Origin of the sequence: Saccharothrix sp. NRRL B-16314 (assembly GCF_000716595.1) — a bacterium.
GTDB lineage: Bacteria > Actinomycetota > Actinomycetes > Mycobacteriales > Pseudonocardiaceae > Actinosynnema.
The window spans coordinates 97,018-113,647 of the sequence record NZ_JNXC01000022.1 but is presented as its reverse complement, the minus strand read 5'-3'; the positions used below and the strand labels follow the sequence as shown (position 1 = coordinate 113,647).

8 protein-coding genes and 1 pseudogene are annotated in these 16,630 nt (G+C 70.7%); 1 reads left to right on the top strand and 8 read right to left on the bottom strand.

Features of this window, described 5'->3' with window-relative positions; translation table 11 throughout:
* Window positions 1-6 precede the first annotated feature (6 nt).
* Window positions 7-711, bottom strand: coding sequence for a beta-ketoacyl-ACP reductase (gene fabG / locus OQ02_RS27130; protein ID WP_033441412.1), 705 nt, complete (start codon window positions 709-711; stop codon window positions 7-9).
* A gap of 107 nt (window positions 712-818) precedes the next feature.
* Here fabG and OQ02_RS27125 point away from each other — a divergent pair, with 107 nt between their 5' ends.
* Window positions 819-3,461, top strand: a complete 2,643-nt coding sequence (locus tag OQ02_RS27125) for an FAD-binding and (Fe-S)-binding domain-containing protein (RefSeq protein WP_033441411.1) — start codon at window positions 819-821, stop codon at window positions 3,459-3,461.
* A 172-nt stretch (window positions 3,462-3,633) separates the two neighbouring features.
* Here OQ02_RS27125 and cutA read toward each other — a convergent pair whose 3' ends face one another.
* The 7 genes and pseudogenes from cutA to OQ02_RS27095 form a co-directional block, all read right to left on the bottom strand.
* A complete protein-coding gene (gene cutA / locus OQ02_RS27120; RefSeq protein WP_033441410.1) occupies window positions 3,634-3,975 on the bottom strand; it encodes a divalent-cation tolerance protein CutA in 342 nt (113 codons plus the stop codon).
* Window positions 3,976-4,007: 32 nt separating this feature from the next.
* A complete protein-coding gene (locus OQ02_RS27115) occupies window positions 4,008-5,009 on the bottom strand; it encodes a LacI family DNA-binding transcriptional regulator (protein WP_033441409.1) in 1,002 nt (333 codons plus the stop codon).
* Between the two features lies 1 nt (window position 5,010).
* A complete protein-coding gene (locus OQ02_RS27110; RefSeq protein ID WP_197043513.1) occupies window positions 5,011-7,539 on the bottom strand; it encodes a beta-glucosidase family protein in 2,529 nt (842 codons plus the stop codon).
* A 272-nt stretch (window positions 7,540-7,811) separates the two neighbouring features.
* Window positions 7,812-10,670 carry a glycoside hydrolase family 48 protein gene (locus tag OQ02_RS27105; protein ID WP_231500246.1) on the bottom strand — a complete coding sequence of 953 codons (2,859 nt, stop codon included), beginning with the start codon at window positions 10,668-10,670 and terminating at the stop codon, window positions 7,812-7,814.
* A 195-nt stretch (window positions 10,671-10,865) separates the two neighbouring features.
* Entirely contained in the window at window positions 10,866-13,808 is a 2,943-nt protein-coding gene (locus OQ02_RS27100; RefSeq protein WP_051772845.1) for a glycoside hydrolase family 9 protein, read from the bottom strand.
* 214 nt (window positions 13,809-14,022) lie between these two features.
* Window positions 14,023-14,310, bottom strand: coding sequence for a cellulose binding domain-containing protein (locus OQ02_RS46110; RefSeq protein WP_231500254.1), 288 nt, complete (start codon window positions 14,308-14,310; stop codon window positions 14,023-14,025).
* A gap of 120 nt (window positions 14,311-14,430) precedes the next feature.
* Window positions 14,431-16,266, bottom strand: a pseudogene (locus OQ02_RS27095) (glycoside hydrolase family 3 protein); the annotation flags it as partial.
* Window positions 16,267-16,630 lie beyond the last annotated feature (364 nt).

Sequence of the window (16,630 nt, the reverse complement as noted above, 5' to 3'; positions counted from 1 at the left end):
GCGCGTTCAGTGGCCCATGCCGAGGCCGCCGTCGACCGGCAGCACCGCGCCGGTGATGTAGGCGGCGGCGTCGGAGGCCAGGAACGTGACGGCGGCGGCGATCTCGTCGGTCGTGCCGTACCGGCCCGCCGGCACCTGGGCGAGGATCTGGTTCCTGCGCTCCTCGGGCAGCGCGTCGGTCATGTCCGTGGTGATGAACCCGGGCGCGACGACGTTCGCGGTGATGTTGCGGCTGCCCAGTTCACGGGCGATGGACCGGGCGACGCCCACCATGCCCGCCTTGCTGGCCGCGTAGTTGACCTGGCCCGCGCCGCCCGCGAGGCCGACCACGGACGAGATGAACACGATCCGGCCGTAGCGCTTGCGCAGCATCCCCCTGGACGCGCGCTGCGCGACCCGGAACGCGCCGGTCAGGTTGGCGTCGAGGACGCGGGCGAACTGCTCGTCGGTCATCCGCAGCAGCAGCGTGTCGTCGGTGATGCCCGCGTTGGCCACCACCACCTCGACCGGCCCGTGCGCCGCCTCGACCTCGGCGAACGCCGCGTCGACCTCGGCGGAGCTGGTCACGTCGCACTTGACACCGAGCAGGCCCTCGGGCGCGCCGGAACCGCGGTGCGTCACCGCGACCTTGTCGCCCTGCGCGGCGAACGCCCGCGCGATCGCCAGGCCGATGCCCCGGTTGCCTCCGGTGACCAGAACGGACCTCGACACGCTTGCTCCCATCACTGCTGGTTGACACGGTGCTGGTTGATGCGGGCGAGGCTATCCCGTACCAACGGGTACGCCATCATCGGCCGGAGGTGGATCACAATCGGTCCGTGACCGGATTCGTCGAGCAACTCCGGACGGCGGTGGACGGCGACGTGCTCGCCGGGCCGGCCGACCGCGCCCTCTACTCCGTCGACGCCTCCAACTACCGGCACGTGCCGTCGGTCGTGGTCAGGCCCCGGACGGTGGACGCCGTGGTGGCCGCGGTGGGGGTGGCGGCCGACCACGGCGTGCCGATCACGAACCGCGGCGCGGGCACGTCGATCGCGGGCAACTCGGCGGGCACCGGGATGGTGATCGACTTCTCGCGTTACCTCGACCAGGTGATCTCGCTCGACCCGGTCGAGCGGATCGCGGTGGTGCGGCCGGGGGTGGTGCTGGACCGGCTCAACGACGCTGCCCGGCCGCACGGGCTGGTGTTCGGGCCCGACCCGTCCACGCACTCGCGCTGCACGCTGGGCGGGATGATCGGCAACGACGCGTGCGGCGCGCACTCCGTCGCATGGGGCAAGACCAGCGACAACGTGCGCGCGCTCGACGTGCTGCTGGCGGACGGCCGCCGGTTCGACACCCGCACTCCCCCGCCGCTGGACCTGCCCGAGGTGGACCCGACGTGGTTCCCCGCGCTGGACCGGCGGGTGTCCGGGTACCGGCTGGACGCGCTGCCCGACCTGACCAGGGCGTTGGTCGGCTCCGAGGGCACGTGCGCGACGGTGCTGGGTGCGACCCTCCGCCTCGTGGAGGCTCCGCCGCGCCGGGTGCTGGCGGTGCTCGGGTTCGACGGGCCGTACGACGCGGCCGACCTCGCCCCGGCGCTGCGCGAGTTGGACGTGCTCACGATCGAGGGCCTGAACGCCGAGCTGGCACGGGCCGCGGGCGACTCGCGGCTGCTGCTGCCGCGCGGTGAGAGCTGGCTGTTCGTCGAGACGTCCGAGGACGCCGTCGCGCACGCCGCCGCCGCGCTCGCACCGCACTCGTTGGTGGTGACCGATCCGGGGCGGCAGCGCGCGCTGTGGCGGGTGCGTGAGGACGGCGCAGGGCTCGCGACCCGGATGGCGGACGGCGGTGAGGCGTGGTCCGGGTGGGAGGACGCGGCCGTGCCACCCGAGCGGTTGGGCGCCTACCTGCGGGAGTTCGACGCGTTGTTGGCGGGACACGGGCGGCGCGGCGTCACGTACGGGCATTACGGCGAGGGCTGCCTGCACGTGCGGATCGACTTCGACTTCGAACGCGGGCACCGGTCCTTCGTGGAGGACGCGGCGGACCTGGTCGTGGCGCACGGCGGGTCGTTGTCCGGTGAGCACGGCGACGGGCAGGCGCGGTCGGAGCTGCTGCCCCGGATGTACCCGCCGGCCGCGATCCGGGCGTTCGAGCGGTTCAAGGCGGCGTTCGACCCGGAGAACCGGATGAACCCGGGGCGGATCGTCGCGCCCGCCAAGCTGGACTCCGACCTGCGGGTGCTGGTCTCGCCCCCGGTGATCCCGACGCGCGCGCGGCTGGCCCTGCGCGCCGACGGGGGTGACCTGGCGGCGGCTTCGCGGCGGTGCGTCGGGGTGGGCAAGTGCCTCAACACGTCCGGTGGGGTGATGTGCCCGAGCTACCGGGTGACGCGGGAGGAGAAGCACTCCACGCGGGGACGTGCGCGGCTGCTGTTCGAGATGCTCGGCGGGCAGGTGGTGCGGGGCGGGTGGCGTTCCGAGGAGGTGCGAGACGCGCTGGACCTGTGCCTGGGGTGCAAGGGGTGCAAGCGGGACTGCCCGGTGGACGTGGACATGGCCACGTACAAGGCGGAGTTCCTGCACCACCACTACCGGCGGCGGGTGCGTCCGGCGGCGCACTACTCGATGGGGTGGCTGCCGCTGTGGCTGCGGCTGCGGTTGGTGAACCGGGTCAGCGCGCGGTTCGCCCGGTTCGGCGGGGTGGCCCCGGAACGGCCGCTGCCCGTGCCGGTGCGTTCGTTCCAGTCCCGGTTCTCGCCCGGTGGCGGCGGCGGTGAGCGGGTGCTGCTGTTCCCGGACACGTTCACGAATCACTTCGAACCGGGGATCGGTTTCGACGCGGCGGCGGTGCTCGGGCACGTCGGCCAGGGAGTCGAGGTGCCCACTTCGGCGGTGTGCTGCGGGTTGACCTGGTTCTCCACCGGGCAGTTGGGCGTGGCGCGGCGGGTCGTGCGGCGGACGGCCCGGCTGCTGCGGCCATGGACGCGGGACGGTGTGCCGGTGGTCGGGTTGGAGCCGAGCTGCACGGCGTTCCTGCGTTCGGACGCGGTGGAGGTGGCGGGCGACGACCCGGACGTGGTGCGGCTGGCCGAGTCGGTGCGCACGTTCGCCGAACACGTGTCGCCGCTGCTGGAGCCGTTGGCCGGTGCCGACCGGGCGATCGTGCAGCCGCACTGCCACCAGTACGCGGAGGGTGGTGTGGACGCCGACCGCGAGCTGCTGGCGAAGGCGGGGGTGGGTGCTTCCCTGCTGGAAGGCTGCTGCGGCCTGGCCGGCAACTTCGGCTTCGAACGCGGCCACTACGACGTGTCGATGGCGGTGGGCGAGGAAACCCTGTTCCCCGCCGTGCGCGCCGCCGCCCCCGACACCGCGATCGTGGCGGACGGTTTCAGCTGCCGCACCCAGGTCCGCCACGGCTCGTCCGCCACCCCCGTCCACACCGCCACCCTCCTACGCCACCGCCTATCCCTCTAACCCCCCGTGAGTCCTACGTTCAGAACGCGTGAGTCCTACGTTCCCGTCCCCCGAATTCAACGCTCAGAACGGCCCGAGCCGGCCGACATTGTTCTGAGCGTTCAACTCGGGGGTTCCGAACGTAGGACACGGGGGTTCCGAAGGGACGACTCACGCGACGTGAACGTAGGACTCACGGGGAGGGGTGGGTGGGTGGCCGGGTTTCGGAGGTGATCCACTCCAGGTAGTCGGGGTTGCCGCCCAGCACGGGCAGCGCCAGGACCTCCGGCACGTCGTACGTGTGCCGCGCCGTCACGAACTCGGTCAGCTCGTCGACCCGGTCGTAAGCGGTCTTGATCCAGAGCTGCCACTCGTGGTCGTCACGCACCTCGCCGTCCCACCGGTAGACGCTGCGGACGGGGCTGCTGATCTGCACGCACGCCGCCAGACGCGCCTCCACGACGGCCCGCGCCAACGCGACCGCCGCGTCCTCGCTGTCGGTGGTGGTGATGACCACGACGTGGTTGTCGCTCATCCACCGGAGGGTAGCGCCAGGAGGCACCGAATTCAGCGCGGCGCCGTGCTCGCCCGCTCGGTGAGGCGTGGCGGCAGCAGCGTCAGCGGAGGGGTCGGGGTCCGGTCCAGCTTGGCCATCAGCAACGCGACCGCGTGGTGGCCCAACTGCTCGGCGGGCACGGCGACCGAGGTCAACGGCGGCATCAGGCGCTCGGCCTGGTCGTCCGGGCAGATCGCGATCACCGCGATGTCGTCGGGCACCTTCCGGCCGAGCGACCGCAGCACCTCGACCACGGACGGCAACGCCGCCTCGTTGTGCACCACCAGGGCCGTGACGGACGGGTGCCGTTCGAGCAAGCCCGTGATCGCCACCCGGACCGACTCGTGGTCCGTCTCGGTGGGCAGCGTGGTCGACGAGACGTCCCGGCGCATCGCCGCCGCGCTGAACCCGGCCATGGTGCGGTGGGCGAACCCGGTGTCGCGCTGGTAGACGGCACGCGGCGCGCCGACCAGCGCCACGTACTTGTGCCCGAGGTCGGCCAGGTGGTCCAGGCACCGCGAGCCCGCCTCGGCGAAGTCGAGGTCCACGCACGTCAGACCGGCGGCGTCGGCGGGAAAGCCGATGAGCACCGACGGGCGGTCCAGCTCCCGCAGCACCGGCACGCGCTCGTCGTGCATCTCGACGTCCATCACCAGCAGCCCGTCGACCTGGGCGCTGCCCGCCACGCGGCGCAAGCCGGCCGCGCCCTGGTCCGCGGTCACGAGCAGCACGTCGTGGTCGTGCCGCCGGGCCGCGTTGGCCACCGCGACGACGAACTGCATCAGCACCGGCATGTGCATGCCCTCGCGCATCGGCAGCACCAGCGCCAGCACGTTGGCCCGGTTGCTCGCCAGCGACCGCGCGCCCGCGTGCGGGTGGTAGCCCAGCGCCCGCACGCTCGCCTCGACCCTGGCCTTGGTGGCCGTGGAGATCGAGCGGCGGCCGGTGAGCACGTAGGACACCGTGCTCGGCGCGACCCCGGCGTGCCGGGCGACGTCGGCGATCGTGACCACGTCAGCTCACCTCCTTGACCCGCGTGCCCGCCACGTCCGCGGTGAGCACGACCGATGTGCCGTCGACCGAGAGCCGGGTGCCGGGTGGCGCGGACCGCGGTTCCGGTGTCACGTCGTGGAACGCGATCCACGCGCCTTCGCAGGTGAACACCACCTCGTCGTCCACCAGCCGCACCCCGTCGCAATCGTCGAAGTCCAAGGCGCGCAACGCACCCGTGCGCGGCGCGACCACCTCCCCCGCCACGTCGACCACCAGCCGTCCGCGGATGTCGCGCGAGGACGCCCCGACCATCAGCTCGTACCGCCCTGCCTCGACCACCCAGCGTCCGGTGGTGACGTCCCAGTGCCACAGGTGCTCGACCGGCAACTCGACCACCGCGGTCTCCCCCGGTTCCAGGAACACCCGGTGGAACGACTGGAGCCTGCGCACGGGCTGCCGCACCCGCGAGTCCGGCGCCGCGGAGTACAGCTGCACGACCTCCGCACCCGCGACCGGTCCGGTGTTGGTGACCGACACGGTGACGACGCCGTCCGTCCACTCCGGACCGGAGTACTCGAACGCGGTGTAGCCCAACCCGTGGCCGAACGGGAACAGCGGGTCGCCGGTGAAGTACAGGTACGTGCTGCCCGCGCGGATGATGTCGTAGTCGAGGATGTCCGGCAGGTCGTCGTCGGAGCGGTACCAGGTCTGGGGGAGCCGGCCGGACGGCGAGTACCGGCCGAACAGCGCCTCCGCGACGGCCCGCCCCTGTTCCTGCCCGCCGTGCGCGGTCCACACGATCCCGGGCAGGTGCTGCTCCTCACCGTCCAACGCGTACGGGTAGCTGCTCACGAGCACCAGCACCGTCTTGGGGTTCGCCTCGCGCACCGCGCGCACCAGGTCCAGCCACGGCAGCCGCAGCGTGGTGCGGTCCTGCGTCTCACGGCCGTTGACGTGCGGGTCGTTGCCCAGCACCAGCACGACCGCGTCGGCGTCCGCCGCCACCTCGACCGCCGCCGCGACGCCGTCCGCCACCAGTTCCACCGCGAACGGCCCCGTGTCGATCCCACCGACGGTGTTGTGCAGCACCACGCCGCCGTCGGTCAGCCGCGGCTCGAACAGCTCACGCACGTCCCAGCCGCCCGGTGCGGTCGCCGCGGCCACCAGCGTGCCGTCCTCGGACGTGCCCAGGTAGCGGCGGGAACCCACGTCCCGCAGCGTCCACACGCCGTCGCCCCAGTCGAAGCGGTCGAACAGCGCCCGCTCCCCCAGCCCGACGACACCACCGCGCACACCGAGGTAACGGCCGTCCGCCGCGCGCAGCGCGATCCGGTCGACCCCTTCGGCGTACGAGACGGAGGCGAACTCCTCCAGTCCCCGGCGGACGGTCACCTGGTACGGCAGGGTGCCGCTGTACCAGTCCTCGAACAGCGCGTCCGCGTGCGTGCCGATGACCGCGAGCTTCGTGCCGCGCTCCAACGGCAGCACGGAGTCGTTGCGCAGCAGCACGACCGCCTGACGTGCCGCCTCCAGCGCCAGCTCTCCGTGCGTGCCGACCACATCGGACGTGATCCCCGCGTACGGGTTGCCGTCGACGGGGTCGAACTCGCCGAGCCGGAACCGCAGCGCCAGCACGTTGCCGACCGCCCGGTCCACAGTGGACCACTCCAGCAGGCCGTCCTTGAGGGCCGTGGTGACGCTCTCGATCATCAACGTCGGGTCGTCGTCCTGGTCGGTGAAGCTGTCCAGCCCCGCGTTCAGCAGCGCCGCGTGCCCCTCGGCCTGCGTCTCCAAATATTCCTGCATCCCCGCCACGTTCGACGGCGCGTACGCGTCGCTGACGATCGCGAGCCCGTCCGGCGCCCACGTCCGCAGCTCGTCCTCGATCAACGGGCTCAGGTGCGCCGGACGGCCGTTCACGAGGTTGTACGACGGCATCACCGCCACCGCCGCACCCGCCTCGACCGGGCCGCGGAAGCACGGCAGTTCGTACTCGTGCAGCACCCGTGGCCGCAGATCCGACGACGTGGCGCAGCGGTCGTCCTCGTTGTTGTAGCCCAGGAAGTGCTTCAACGTCGGCGCCGTCCGCAGGTAGCGCGGGTGGTCGCCGCGCAGACCCGTCGCGTACGCCGTGCCCATCGCCGCGGTCAGCGTCGGGTCTTCCGAGTAGCCCTCCTCGTTGCGGCCCCACCGCGGGTCCCGCAACGGGTTCACCACCGGCGCCCACACGTTCAGCCCGTACGCCACCGGATCGCGGTGGTGGAACCCGCGCGCCTCCACGCCGGTCGCCTCGCCGACCCGCCGCACCAGGCCGGTGTCCCACGATGAGCCCAGCCCGACGGCCTGGGGGAAGACGGTGGCCGTGCCCACCCGCGCGACGCCGTGCAGCGCCTCCATGCCGGTGTGGAACCCGGACAGGCCCAAACGCGGCACCGCGGGCTGGTGCTGGTGCAGCAGCGCCACCTTCTCCTCGTCGGTCAGCCGGCCGAGCAGGTCGGCCACCCTGGCCTCGACCGGCAGACCCGGGTCGCGGAACGGCAGCGGGTCCACGGCACACCTCTCGTGGTCGTCGAATTGCTCGAATGCGCAGCTCACTGAATCGAATCGTTTCGATCGCCGCGTCACGAGTACCCACCTGTAGATCGGGGCGGGGTGCCAGAAATGTGGCACAGCTCTCTCACCCGCGTCAACACCGAAGTTTCAACGCTGTTTCACCAGGATGTCCGCGGCCATCAGACCCGGATGCGTCCGTCTATTGAGACGACGCAAGCCGAACACCCCCCTCACCACGTCGTGAGGGGGGTGTCGGCGACCTTCGGGTTCTACCCGAACAGTTCCACGTGCAGCTGGAACGCCGTAGCGATCTCAGCCTGCGCCCAGAACCGGTGGTAGGTGAAGGTCGGCGCGGGGCCGCCGTCCAGGTAAGCCTGGACCTTCGGCCAGTCCGGGTCCTGCTTGAACATCGAGCGCATGTCGAGGAACGACGCGCCCGGCTTCACGATGTCGCCGTTGGGCATGTCGCCCGACCAGCCGGCGGGGACGTACGGACCCTCGAGCGTCGTCGTGTTGTAGACGTCGTCGAAGCGGTTGTAGTCCTTGCGCTCCTCCGGAATCGCGATGCCCTTGTCGTCCTGGTGCGCCAGCAGCGCCGTCAACAGGCCCTCACCGACGGTCTTCGCCTGGGCGTTGCCCGACTTGGCCGCGTAGTTGAGGAGCGTCTTGGCGTAGGACGCGGCGATGCCGACGTCCTGGCTGAAGTTGAGCACCTTGGCGCGCAGGTTCGCGTTGGCACCGGGGTTGGTGGCGTTCCAGGTGTCCGGAGCGCCGGTCCACTCCAGGTCCGACGGGATCTGGAACTGGCCGTTGGTGCCGAGGGTGGTGTTGGCGATGGCCCAGGGGACCCACTTGTCGAGGATCTTCTTGGCCGCCGCGTTGCCGGTCATCTCGTACAGGGCGGCGGTGCGCTCCATCTGCCACGCCTGGAAGCCGAACCAGCGGTTCGACGGCGGGTCGCGCCACACCGGGTGGGCGTCGTAGAACATGCCGTAGAAGGTCGGCGTGCCGGCCGGCGGCTGGCTGTACGAGCCTTCCCACGTGTTCGTGACACCACCGGCGATGGCGCCGTCGGCCGACTGCAGCCACTGCAGCATCTCCAGCTGACGGGTCATCGACGTGGCCCAGTCCTGCTGACCCGTCGCCGACTTCGGCTTCAGGGCCGCCACGTTCGCCAGCGCGTGCGCGGCGAGCGGGTTCTGGTAGCCCTGGTGCGAGGCGCCGGAACCGATGCGCCACGCCCAACCGGCGGACGTGTCGGTCGCGCCACCCCACGCGTAGTACCAGGACATCAGGTAGTGCGCGCTGTCCTTGCCGGTGCCACCGGGGCAGGACGAGGGGCTGGTGCAGTTGCCGATCTTCTTGAAGTACTTGTCGAACATGGCGTAGCGGAGGTAGTCGCCCATCTTCGCGGCCTTCGCGATCTCAGGGGCGATCTCGGCGGCCTTGCCCTGCTCGGTCGCCCACTCCTGCGCCAGCAGCGCCACCTGCACCGCACGCGCGTCGGCGTCCGGGGCGTTGGTGTACTTGTACTGCTTGGCGTAGCTGGCGTCCTTGGTGAACAGGTCGAGGAAGCCGTTCGTCCCACCGTGCGCGAAGGTGTCGCAGGACGGCTGCGGGATGGTCTCCCACACCGACTCCGACGAACCGCGCTGGTAGGTGTTGATGTACGCGGGCGCCGCGTCGGACTCGTCGCCGCACCGGCCGAAGCCGTAGGTGTTGTCGACGTCGATCAGCCAGTGCATGCCGTAGATGTCGTCGGTCCCGTAGGCCGACTTCAGCTCGGCCGCGATCGGGTCGCGACCCACCGGGACGCCGGACTCCAGCTGCGACGGGTACATGTCCATCCGCGGGTGCTCGGGAGCGTAGGTCGCGGGCTTGGACGCGTCGTACTTGTTGTTCGTCGGCTGGTCCGCCGTGGCCGGGATGATGTACTTGTCCATCGCGGCCCAGGCCTTCTTGAACGAAGACCAGTCACTGGTGATCCGGGCGTAGCTCGCCTCGAGCCACAGGTAGTAGCTGAACGCCTCGGACGTGGTCTGGTGACCGTGGTCCGGCGCCTCCACCATCAGCGTCTCGATCGAGTGGTACGGCACCTTGAGCCCGTCGGAGAACGTGCGGAAGTAGCCGCTCGCCGGGTCGTGGATCTTGGCGTACTGGTCCAGGAAGGCCTGCTCGAAGTCCGACGCGGAGTCGGAGATCTCCTTGACCTCGACCGACGCCGGGGTGACGCCGGTGGCGCTGGCGGTGAACGTGGCCGTGGCCAGGTCGCCGCCGTTGGCCGCCGAGGTGACCGTGACGTTCTGCTTGGTCGCCCAGTTGGACGTGGTGAACGTCAGCGACGCGGGACCGGCCGTCAGGTCGGTGCTGCCCGCCGAACGCGCGACCGCGACCGTCACCGACGAGGTGGGCGCGGTGGCCAGCGAGACGCCGAAGGTGTTGGTGCCGCCCTGCCGCACGCTCAACGACGGCGGGCTGACCTGCACCGCTTGACCCGCGATGACGCGGATGCTCGCGATGCTGGAGTTGCCGATGCCGCCCTTGTCATCGGTGGCGCGGGCCACGATCGCGTGCTCGCCCACGGTCGCGCCGGTCCACGAACCCGTGTACGGGGCGCTCGTGTCGGTCGCGACGACCACGCCGTCGGCCAGGAACTCGACCTTGGCGACGGTGCCGTCGGTGTCCGCGGCGGAGGCCGCCAGCCCGACCGCCTGGCCGGACTGGAACGCCTGCCCCGTCGTCGGGGACGTCAGCGACACCGTGGGGTCGACGTTGACGTTCGGGCCGGTGCAGCGCGTGCCGTTCAGCGCGAAGTCCGTCGGCGGCCGGTTCTGGCCCGTCCAGGAGCCGTTGAAGCCGGGCGTGACCGTGGCGCCGGTACCGAGGTTCGGCGCCCAGCCGGGCGCCGCCACGGTGACCGCGGAGCCGCTCTGCGTGAACGTGCCGTTCCAGCCCTGCTGAACGCGCTGGCCGTCCGGGAAGGTCCACGTGAGACGCCAGTTGTTGACCGCGTCACCCTCGTTGCGGATGCTGACGTTGGCGCCGAACCCACCCTGCCACTGGCTGGAGATCTGGTAGTTGACCGTGCACGCCACCGCGGCGTTGGCCACCGGCGCGACGAACGGCATAACACCCGCGGCGGTTGCCGCCGCGGCTATCAACGCGAGCGGTCCGGTTCGCAACCGTCCCGCTCTGGTGCGGTACCTCATGCGTCCTCCTCCTGCACGGATCAGCCATTGATCCGCGAGCTCCAAGGGCGTGCGGCGAGTGGTGTCGGCACGGGACGCCTGGGCGCGCAGAACGCCCCGTGCCGAGATCGGGTGCTAGGGCTCGATGCCCCAGGCGAGGGTGCCGCCGGTGTACGCGGTCACCCGGTCGAAGTCGGTCAGCGCGGAGCTGACCCGGTAGCTGTGGTCGTCGGCCTGGTTGAACGAGGACCAGTCGGACTTGGCCACCCGCAACTGGATGTCGCCGGTGCTCGCGCCGGCGGCGAGCGTGCCGGCCGCGAAGGACACCTGGAGGTACGCGTCCGCGCCGGGACGCCCGCCGGGCAGCTTCACCACGGTGGCGCGCACGTTCGCGCAGCCGACCACCGCCCAGTCGCAGAACACCTGGTAGTTGGCGTTGGCCGTGTCACCGGTGAACCAGTACCGCGTGGTGACGGTGGACCGGTCGACCGCGGTCGTGCCCCGGTTGACCACCGCGATCGTCGCGCCGATCTGGTTGGTGCTCGCCGCGCCGCTGCCGCGCTGCTGCACGGCGATCGCGCCGGCCACACCGCCGGACGTGGTCCGGAACGTCACCGCCGTGCTGACCGCCGAGACGTTGCCGGACGTGTCCTTGGCGCGGACCGTGAACGTGTACGCGGTGTCGGCGGCCAGGTCGGTGAACTTGTGGCTGAGGCCGGTGGTGGTGGCCGCGATCGTGCCGTCGGAACGCACGACCTCGTAGCCGGACACGGCCTGGTTGTCCGTGGCGGCTGCCCAGGTCAGCGTCGCGCCGGAGGTGGTGACCGCGGACACGGACAGTCCACTCGGGACTGTCGGGGGCTCGCGGTCGTCGACCTCCGTGATCGTGATGGAGATCGGCGCGCTCGCCGCCGAGAGGTTGCCCGCCGCGTCCTTGGCCCGCACGGAGAACGTGTGCGTGCCGGGGGACAGCGCGGCGAGTTGGAACGTCGGGGTGCCCGTGGCACCTACGACCGTGCCGTCCGCCCGAAGCACGTCGTAGCCGGTCACCCCGACGTTGTCGGTGGAGGCCACCCAGCTGAGGGTGGCGCTGTTGGTCCCGGTGCTCGTCACCCGCAGCGCGGTGGGGACGGTCGGGGCTTCGCGGTCCTCGACCGCCGGTCCGGGCTCCTTGCCCCACAGCACCCGGCCGTCCTGGGCGAGCACGACGCGGTCGGTCTGCGCCACCGTGTTGCCGGTGCCCAGGCCCGCGTAGGACCAGTCGTTGGACGGGTCCCACGTGCCGGTGCTCGTGATCCGGAACTGCACCTCGTGCTTGTGCGCGGACTGGCCGCCGGGGTACACGCCGGGGCACGGGACGTCCACGTAGTACACGGAACCGCTGTGCTGCTTGGGTCCGCTGGGCGTGCCGCACTGGTTGTAGTTCGTGGCGACCGTGACCTGGTCCGGCGTGGTGGCGCCGTCGAGGGTGAAGTAGTAGCGCAGCGAGCCGTTGAACATCCGGGCCGGCCACGCGGACTTGTTGAGGACGAACGCCTTGATCTCGGTGAAGCCCGTCGCGCTCTGGTTCACCGACGCCTGCACGGTCAGCTCGGGGCCGTCCGTCGCCTCGGCGACCGGGAAGTTCCCGAGCGGCGTGCCGCCGTACTCCTTGTACAGCCGGGCGAGCGCGCCGGTGAACGCGGCGTTGTAGTCCAGCGCGACCTCGTTGGCCACGAAGTCCTTGCGGCTGTCCACGTAGGCGTCGTTGTTCGTGCCGGGGCCGCCGACCAGCGCGCCGTACAGGACGTGCCTGCTGGTGACCGGGTCTTCCATCGTGTCGGCCCACGCGCCGTGTGCCGTGCGGTGGTGCGGGTTCTTCGGCGGGTTGGCGCCGAAGCCGACGACGTAGCTGGCGTTGCGCGGGTTGTCGCCCAGCGCGTAGTTGATCTGCCGCACGCCGAAGTCGTGGTAGACGGTCGCCTTGGCGGCGTCGCTCTGGCGCAGCCAGTCGCTGTAGACCAGCGCGACGAACGCGGTGTTGGCGGCGTACCTCAGCGAGCCCCACGTGTCGAGGTGCGCCTGGCCGCCCGGCGAGTACCGCACGCGGCTGCCGTTGTAGCCGGTGGTCCAGTAGTCCAGCCAGCGGTTGGCGTCGGCGACGTACTCCGCCTCACCGGTCAGCTTCGCCATCAAGGCGTAGGCGCCGTAGGACTTGTCGTCCCAGGCGATGGTCCACCGGTAGGACCGCGTGGTGGTCTGCGACTCCGTGGACAGCTTCGGGTACTCCGCCTTGGCCTTGGCCAGGTAGCTCGCGTCGCCGGTCGCGCGGTACAGCCAGATCGCGCCCCACACGAGCTCGTCCTGGTAGCCGCTCCACGAGTTGTAGAAGTTCGCCGAGTCGGTGATGCAGGCGCTGTACTTGCCGCGGTAGGTGTCCGCGAAGCTGTAGAGCTGCTTGGCGTGCGTCAGCAGGGTGGCCGAGTAGGTGGGATCGGTCTGCTTGAACACCATCGAGGCCGACGCCATCGCGGCGGCGTACTCGCCCGCGAGGTCCGAGCCTGGGCAGGAGGCGTCCACCTTGTACGCGGGCCGCGCCATCTGCATGACCTCGGCCGCGCCCCACCACTTGTGGTCGTCGTCGCCCTTGCCGACCTGCCCGTACACCACGTTGGGCGACGGGTGGGCCTTGATGATCCAGTCCGTGCCCCACTTGAGGTTCGACATCAGGTGCCGCAGCTGGCCCGAGTTCTCGTAGGCGTCGCGGTTCTCGACGGCGCCCCAGGCGAGCATCGAGAGCGTGGCCGCGAACGGGAGGCCGAACTTGACGTGGTCGCCCGCGTCGTAGAAACCGCCCGACAGGTCGAGTCCGACGTCGCTGCCGTCGCGCAGCGCCGAGTCACCGCGCCAGTTCACCCGGTTGTCCGCGGGCAGCGCCCCGGACCGCTGGGCGTCGTAGAACCAGATCGACTTCTGCAGCGCCTCGGCGTAGTTGAACGCCGGGGCGGCCGTCGCCGCGGGCTGGAACGGTGTCAGCGTCAACGCGCTGACCAGCACGGCCAGCGTGCCGGTCAACGCTCTGAACATGCGTCGTCGCATGTGGTGCCTCCGAGGGGCAGGGCGGTGGAGGTTTCTGGGAGCGCTCCCAGTCGGGACTGTAACGGCATCGAAACACCGTGAAAAGAGGGTTGAGCCACAAAGCCTTGACAAATTCGCCCCCGAGGCACCCGCCTGCTGGACCGAACGTTGGCCCGCGCTGCGCCGAATGACGCAGCGTGGGGGAGCGCTCCCAGAAAGTAGCCAAGACCCGTCACTACCTTGATCGGCAGATCAGCTCGGGCGTCGAGGCCTCGCCGCTCGCGACGTACCCGAAGGACCCCGAAGCGCCGGCTCCGAGCGTGCCGTTCCAGCCGACGTCGTCCACCGAGGCCGAGGTCGCGGTCTGGGTCAGCCTGCCGTTCCAGAGCGAGTTGATCGTCTGGCCGCTCGGCTTGGCCCAGGTGACGGTCCAGCCGTTGATCCCGGCGCCACCCCGGTTGGTGACCGTGACCTCCGCCTGGAACCCGCCCTGCCAGGAGCTCGCGATGCGGGTCGTTGCCACGCAGCCGGCGTTCGGCGACGTCGTGGTGGTCGTGGTGGTCGTGGTGGTGCTTGTCGTCGTGGTGCTGGTCGGAGTGGTGGTCGTGGTGCTGGTCGGGGTGGTCGTCGTCGTGCGCGGGGCGTAGCTCAGGCCGTGGCCGAGCGGGTACAGGGCGGCCTTGCCGTCACCCGCGTTGATCGGCTGCTGCGAGCCGCTGTTCATCCAGGTCACGGGCAGGGTGCCGGTCGGGTTGTAGTCGCCGAACAGGACGTCGGCCACGCCGCGCCCCTCGGTGCCGGGCAGCCACGACGCGAGCAGCGCGTTCCAGTCGCCGACCTGGTTCGCGACGTCCAGCGGCCGACCCGAGACCAGCACGACGACCACCGGGACGCCCGCCGAGCGGAGCCGGTTGATCGTCTCCAGGTCCTCCCGGTCCAGGCCGAGGCCGTAGGGCCGGTCGCCCTCCCCCTCGGCGTACGGTGTCTCCCCCACCACCGCGATCGCCGCGGTGTACGAGCCGTCCACGCCCGCGCCGTAGCGGTCGTGGGTGACGGTCGCGCCGGAGCCGACCGTCTCGCGGATGCCCTGGAGGATCGTGGTGCCGGGGGTGACGTTGCCGCTGCCGCCCTGCCAGGAGATCGTCCAGCCGCCGCTCTGGTAGCCGATGTTGTCGGCCGACTTGCCCGCGACGAAGTACTTGCCGGTCTTGGCCAGCGGCAGCACGCGGTCGTTGCGCAGCAGCACCTGGGACTGGCGGACGGCCTGGCGGGCCAGGTCGCGGTGCGCGGACGAGCCGACGGTGCCGGTCAGCGAGCGGTCGGTGAGGGGCCGCTCGAACAGGCCCAGCTCGAACTTCTTGGTCAGGATGCGCCGGTTGGCGTCGTCGATCCGGGTCATCGACACCCGTCCGGCCTGGACCTCGGTCTTGAGCAGGCTGGTGAACTTCCGGTAGTCGTGCGGGACCATGACCATGTCGATGCCCGCGTTGACCGACGCGGCGACCTCGGCGCCGGTGAACCCGGACGCGCCGTCGATCTGGTCGATCCCGGCCCAGTCCGAGACGACGAACCCGGTGAAGCCGAGCTCGGTCTTGAGCACGTCCGTGATCAGGTAGCGGTGGCCGTGCGCCTTGACGCCGTTCCAGCTGCTGTAGGAGATCATCACCGAGCCGACGTTGCGGTCCACCGCGGCCTTGAACGGCGGCAGGTGCACCGAGCGCAGCTCCTGCTCGCTGATCTGGGTGTTGCCCTGGTCGTCGCCGGCGGTCGTGCCACCGTCGCCGATGTAGTGCTTGGCGGTGGCCAGCACGGAGCTGTTCGTGCCGCCGAGCGTCGCGCCCTGGAGACCGTCGATGTAGGTCGTCATCGCGGTGGGGATCTCCGGCACCTCGCCGAACGACTCGTACGTGCGGCCCCAGCGGTCGTCGCGCGCCACGCACAGGCAGGGCGCGAAGTTCCAGTCGATGCCGGTGCCCGCGACCTCCTTCGCGGTGGCCTCGCCGATGCGCCGGACCAGCTCCGGGTCGCGGCTCGCGCCCAGGCCGATGTTGTGCGGGAAGATCGTCGCGCCGCGCACGTTGTTGTGCCCGTGCACCGCGTCCACGCCGTAGATCAGCGGGATGCCGAGCGGCGTGGACATGGCCGTGCGCTGGAAGTCGTCGTACATGTCGGCCCAGCCCTGGGCCGTGTTCGTGGCCGGTGCCGAACCGCCGCCGGACAGCAGCGAGCCGATCCGGTAGGTGGCCAGGTCCTGCGGGGAGTCGAGCGCGCCGCGGTCGACCTGCGTCATCTGGCCGACCTTGTCGTCGAGCGACATGCGGGCGAGCAGCTGCTCGACCCTCGGGTCGGCTTGGGCCGCCACCTGCGCGGTGGCGACCGGTCGCAGGTGCGGCACCAGCACGGTGGCGGACAGGGCGACGGCCGCCAGGACTGCCGTCGTCACCGCCACCGCGACGGAGCGGGAGGGAGTGCGCGTCATTGCGTTGGCCTCCGGGTGGAAACGGGATCGAAAGAGGTCTGGGAGCGTTCCCAGACTACGATTGTCCGTTTTCCTGCACCAGAGTTGAGCTTTTCGGCCTATCCGTGCCGCGTCCTCACGGCGTAATTCACTGAATTTCGGACATCAACTTCGACTCGCCCATGACCCAGACCTCGGTCACCCGTTCAGCTCAGCCACTCTCTCGAATGCCTACACAGCGTCGACGGAAGGGTTGTTCGGCGGCAACCAACCGATCTCAACCAGGGTTCAGCGGGCCATTTCTTCACGGAACGTGAGACACGGCGGCGAGCCTCCAGTCGACACGCCCTCTTTTCCTCAACGTTTCCGACTGGCTACAGTCCTG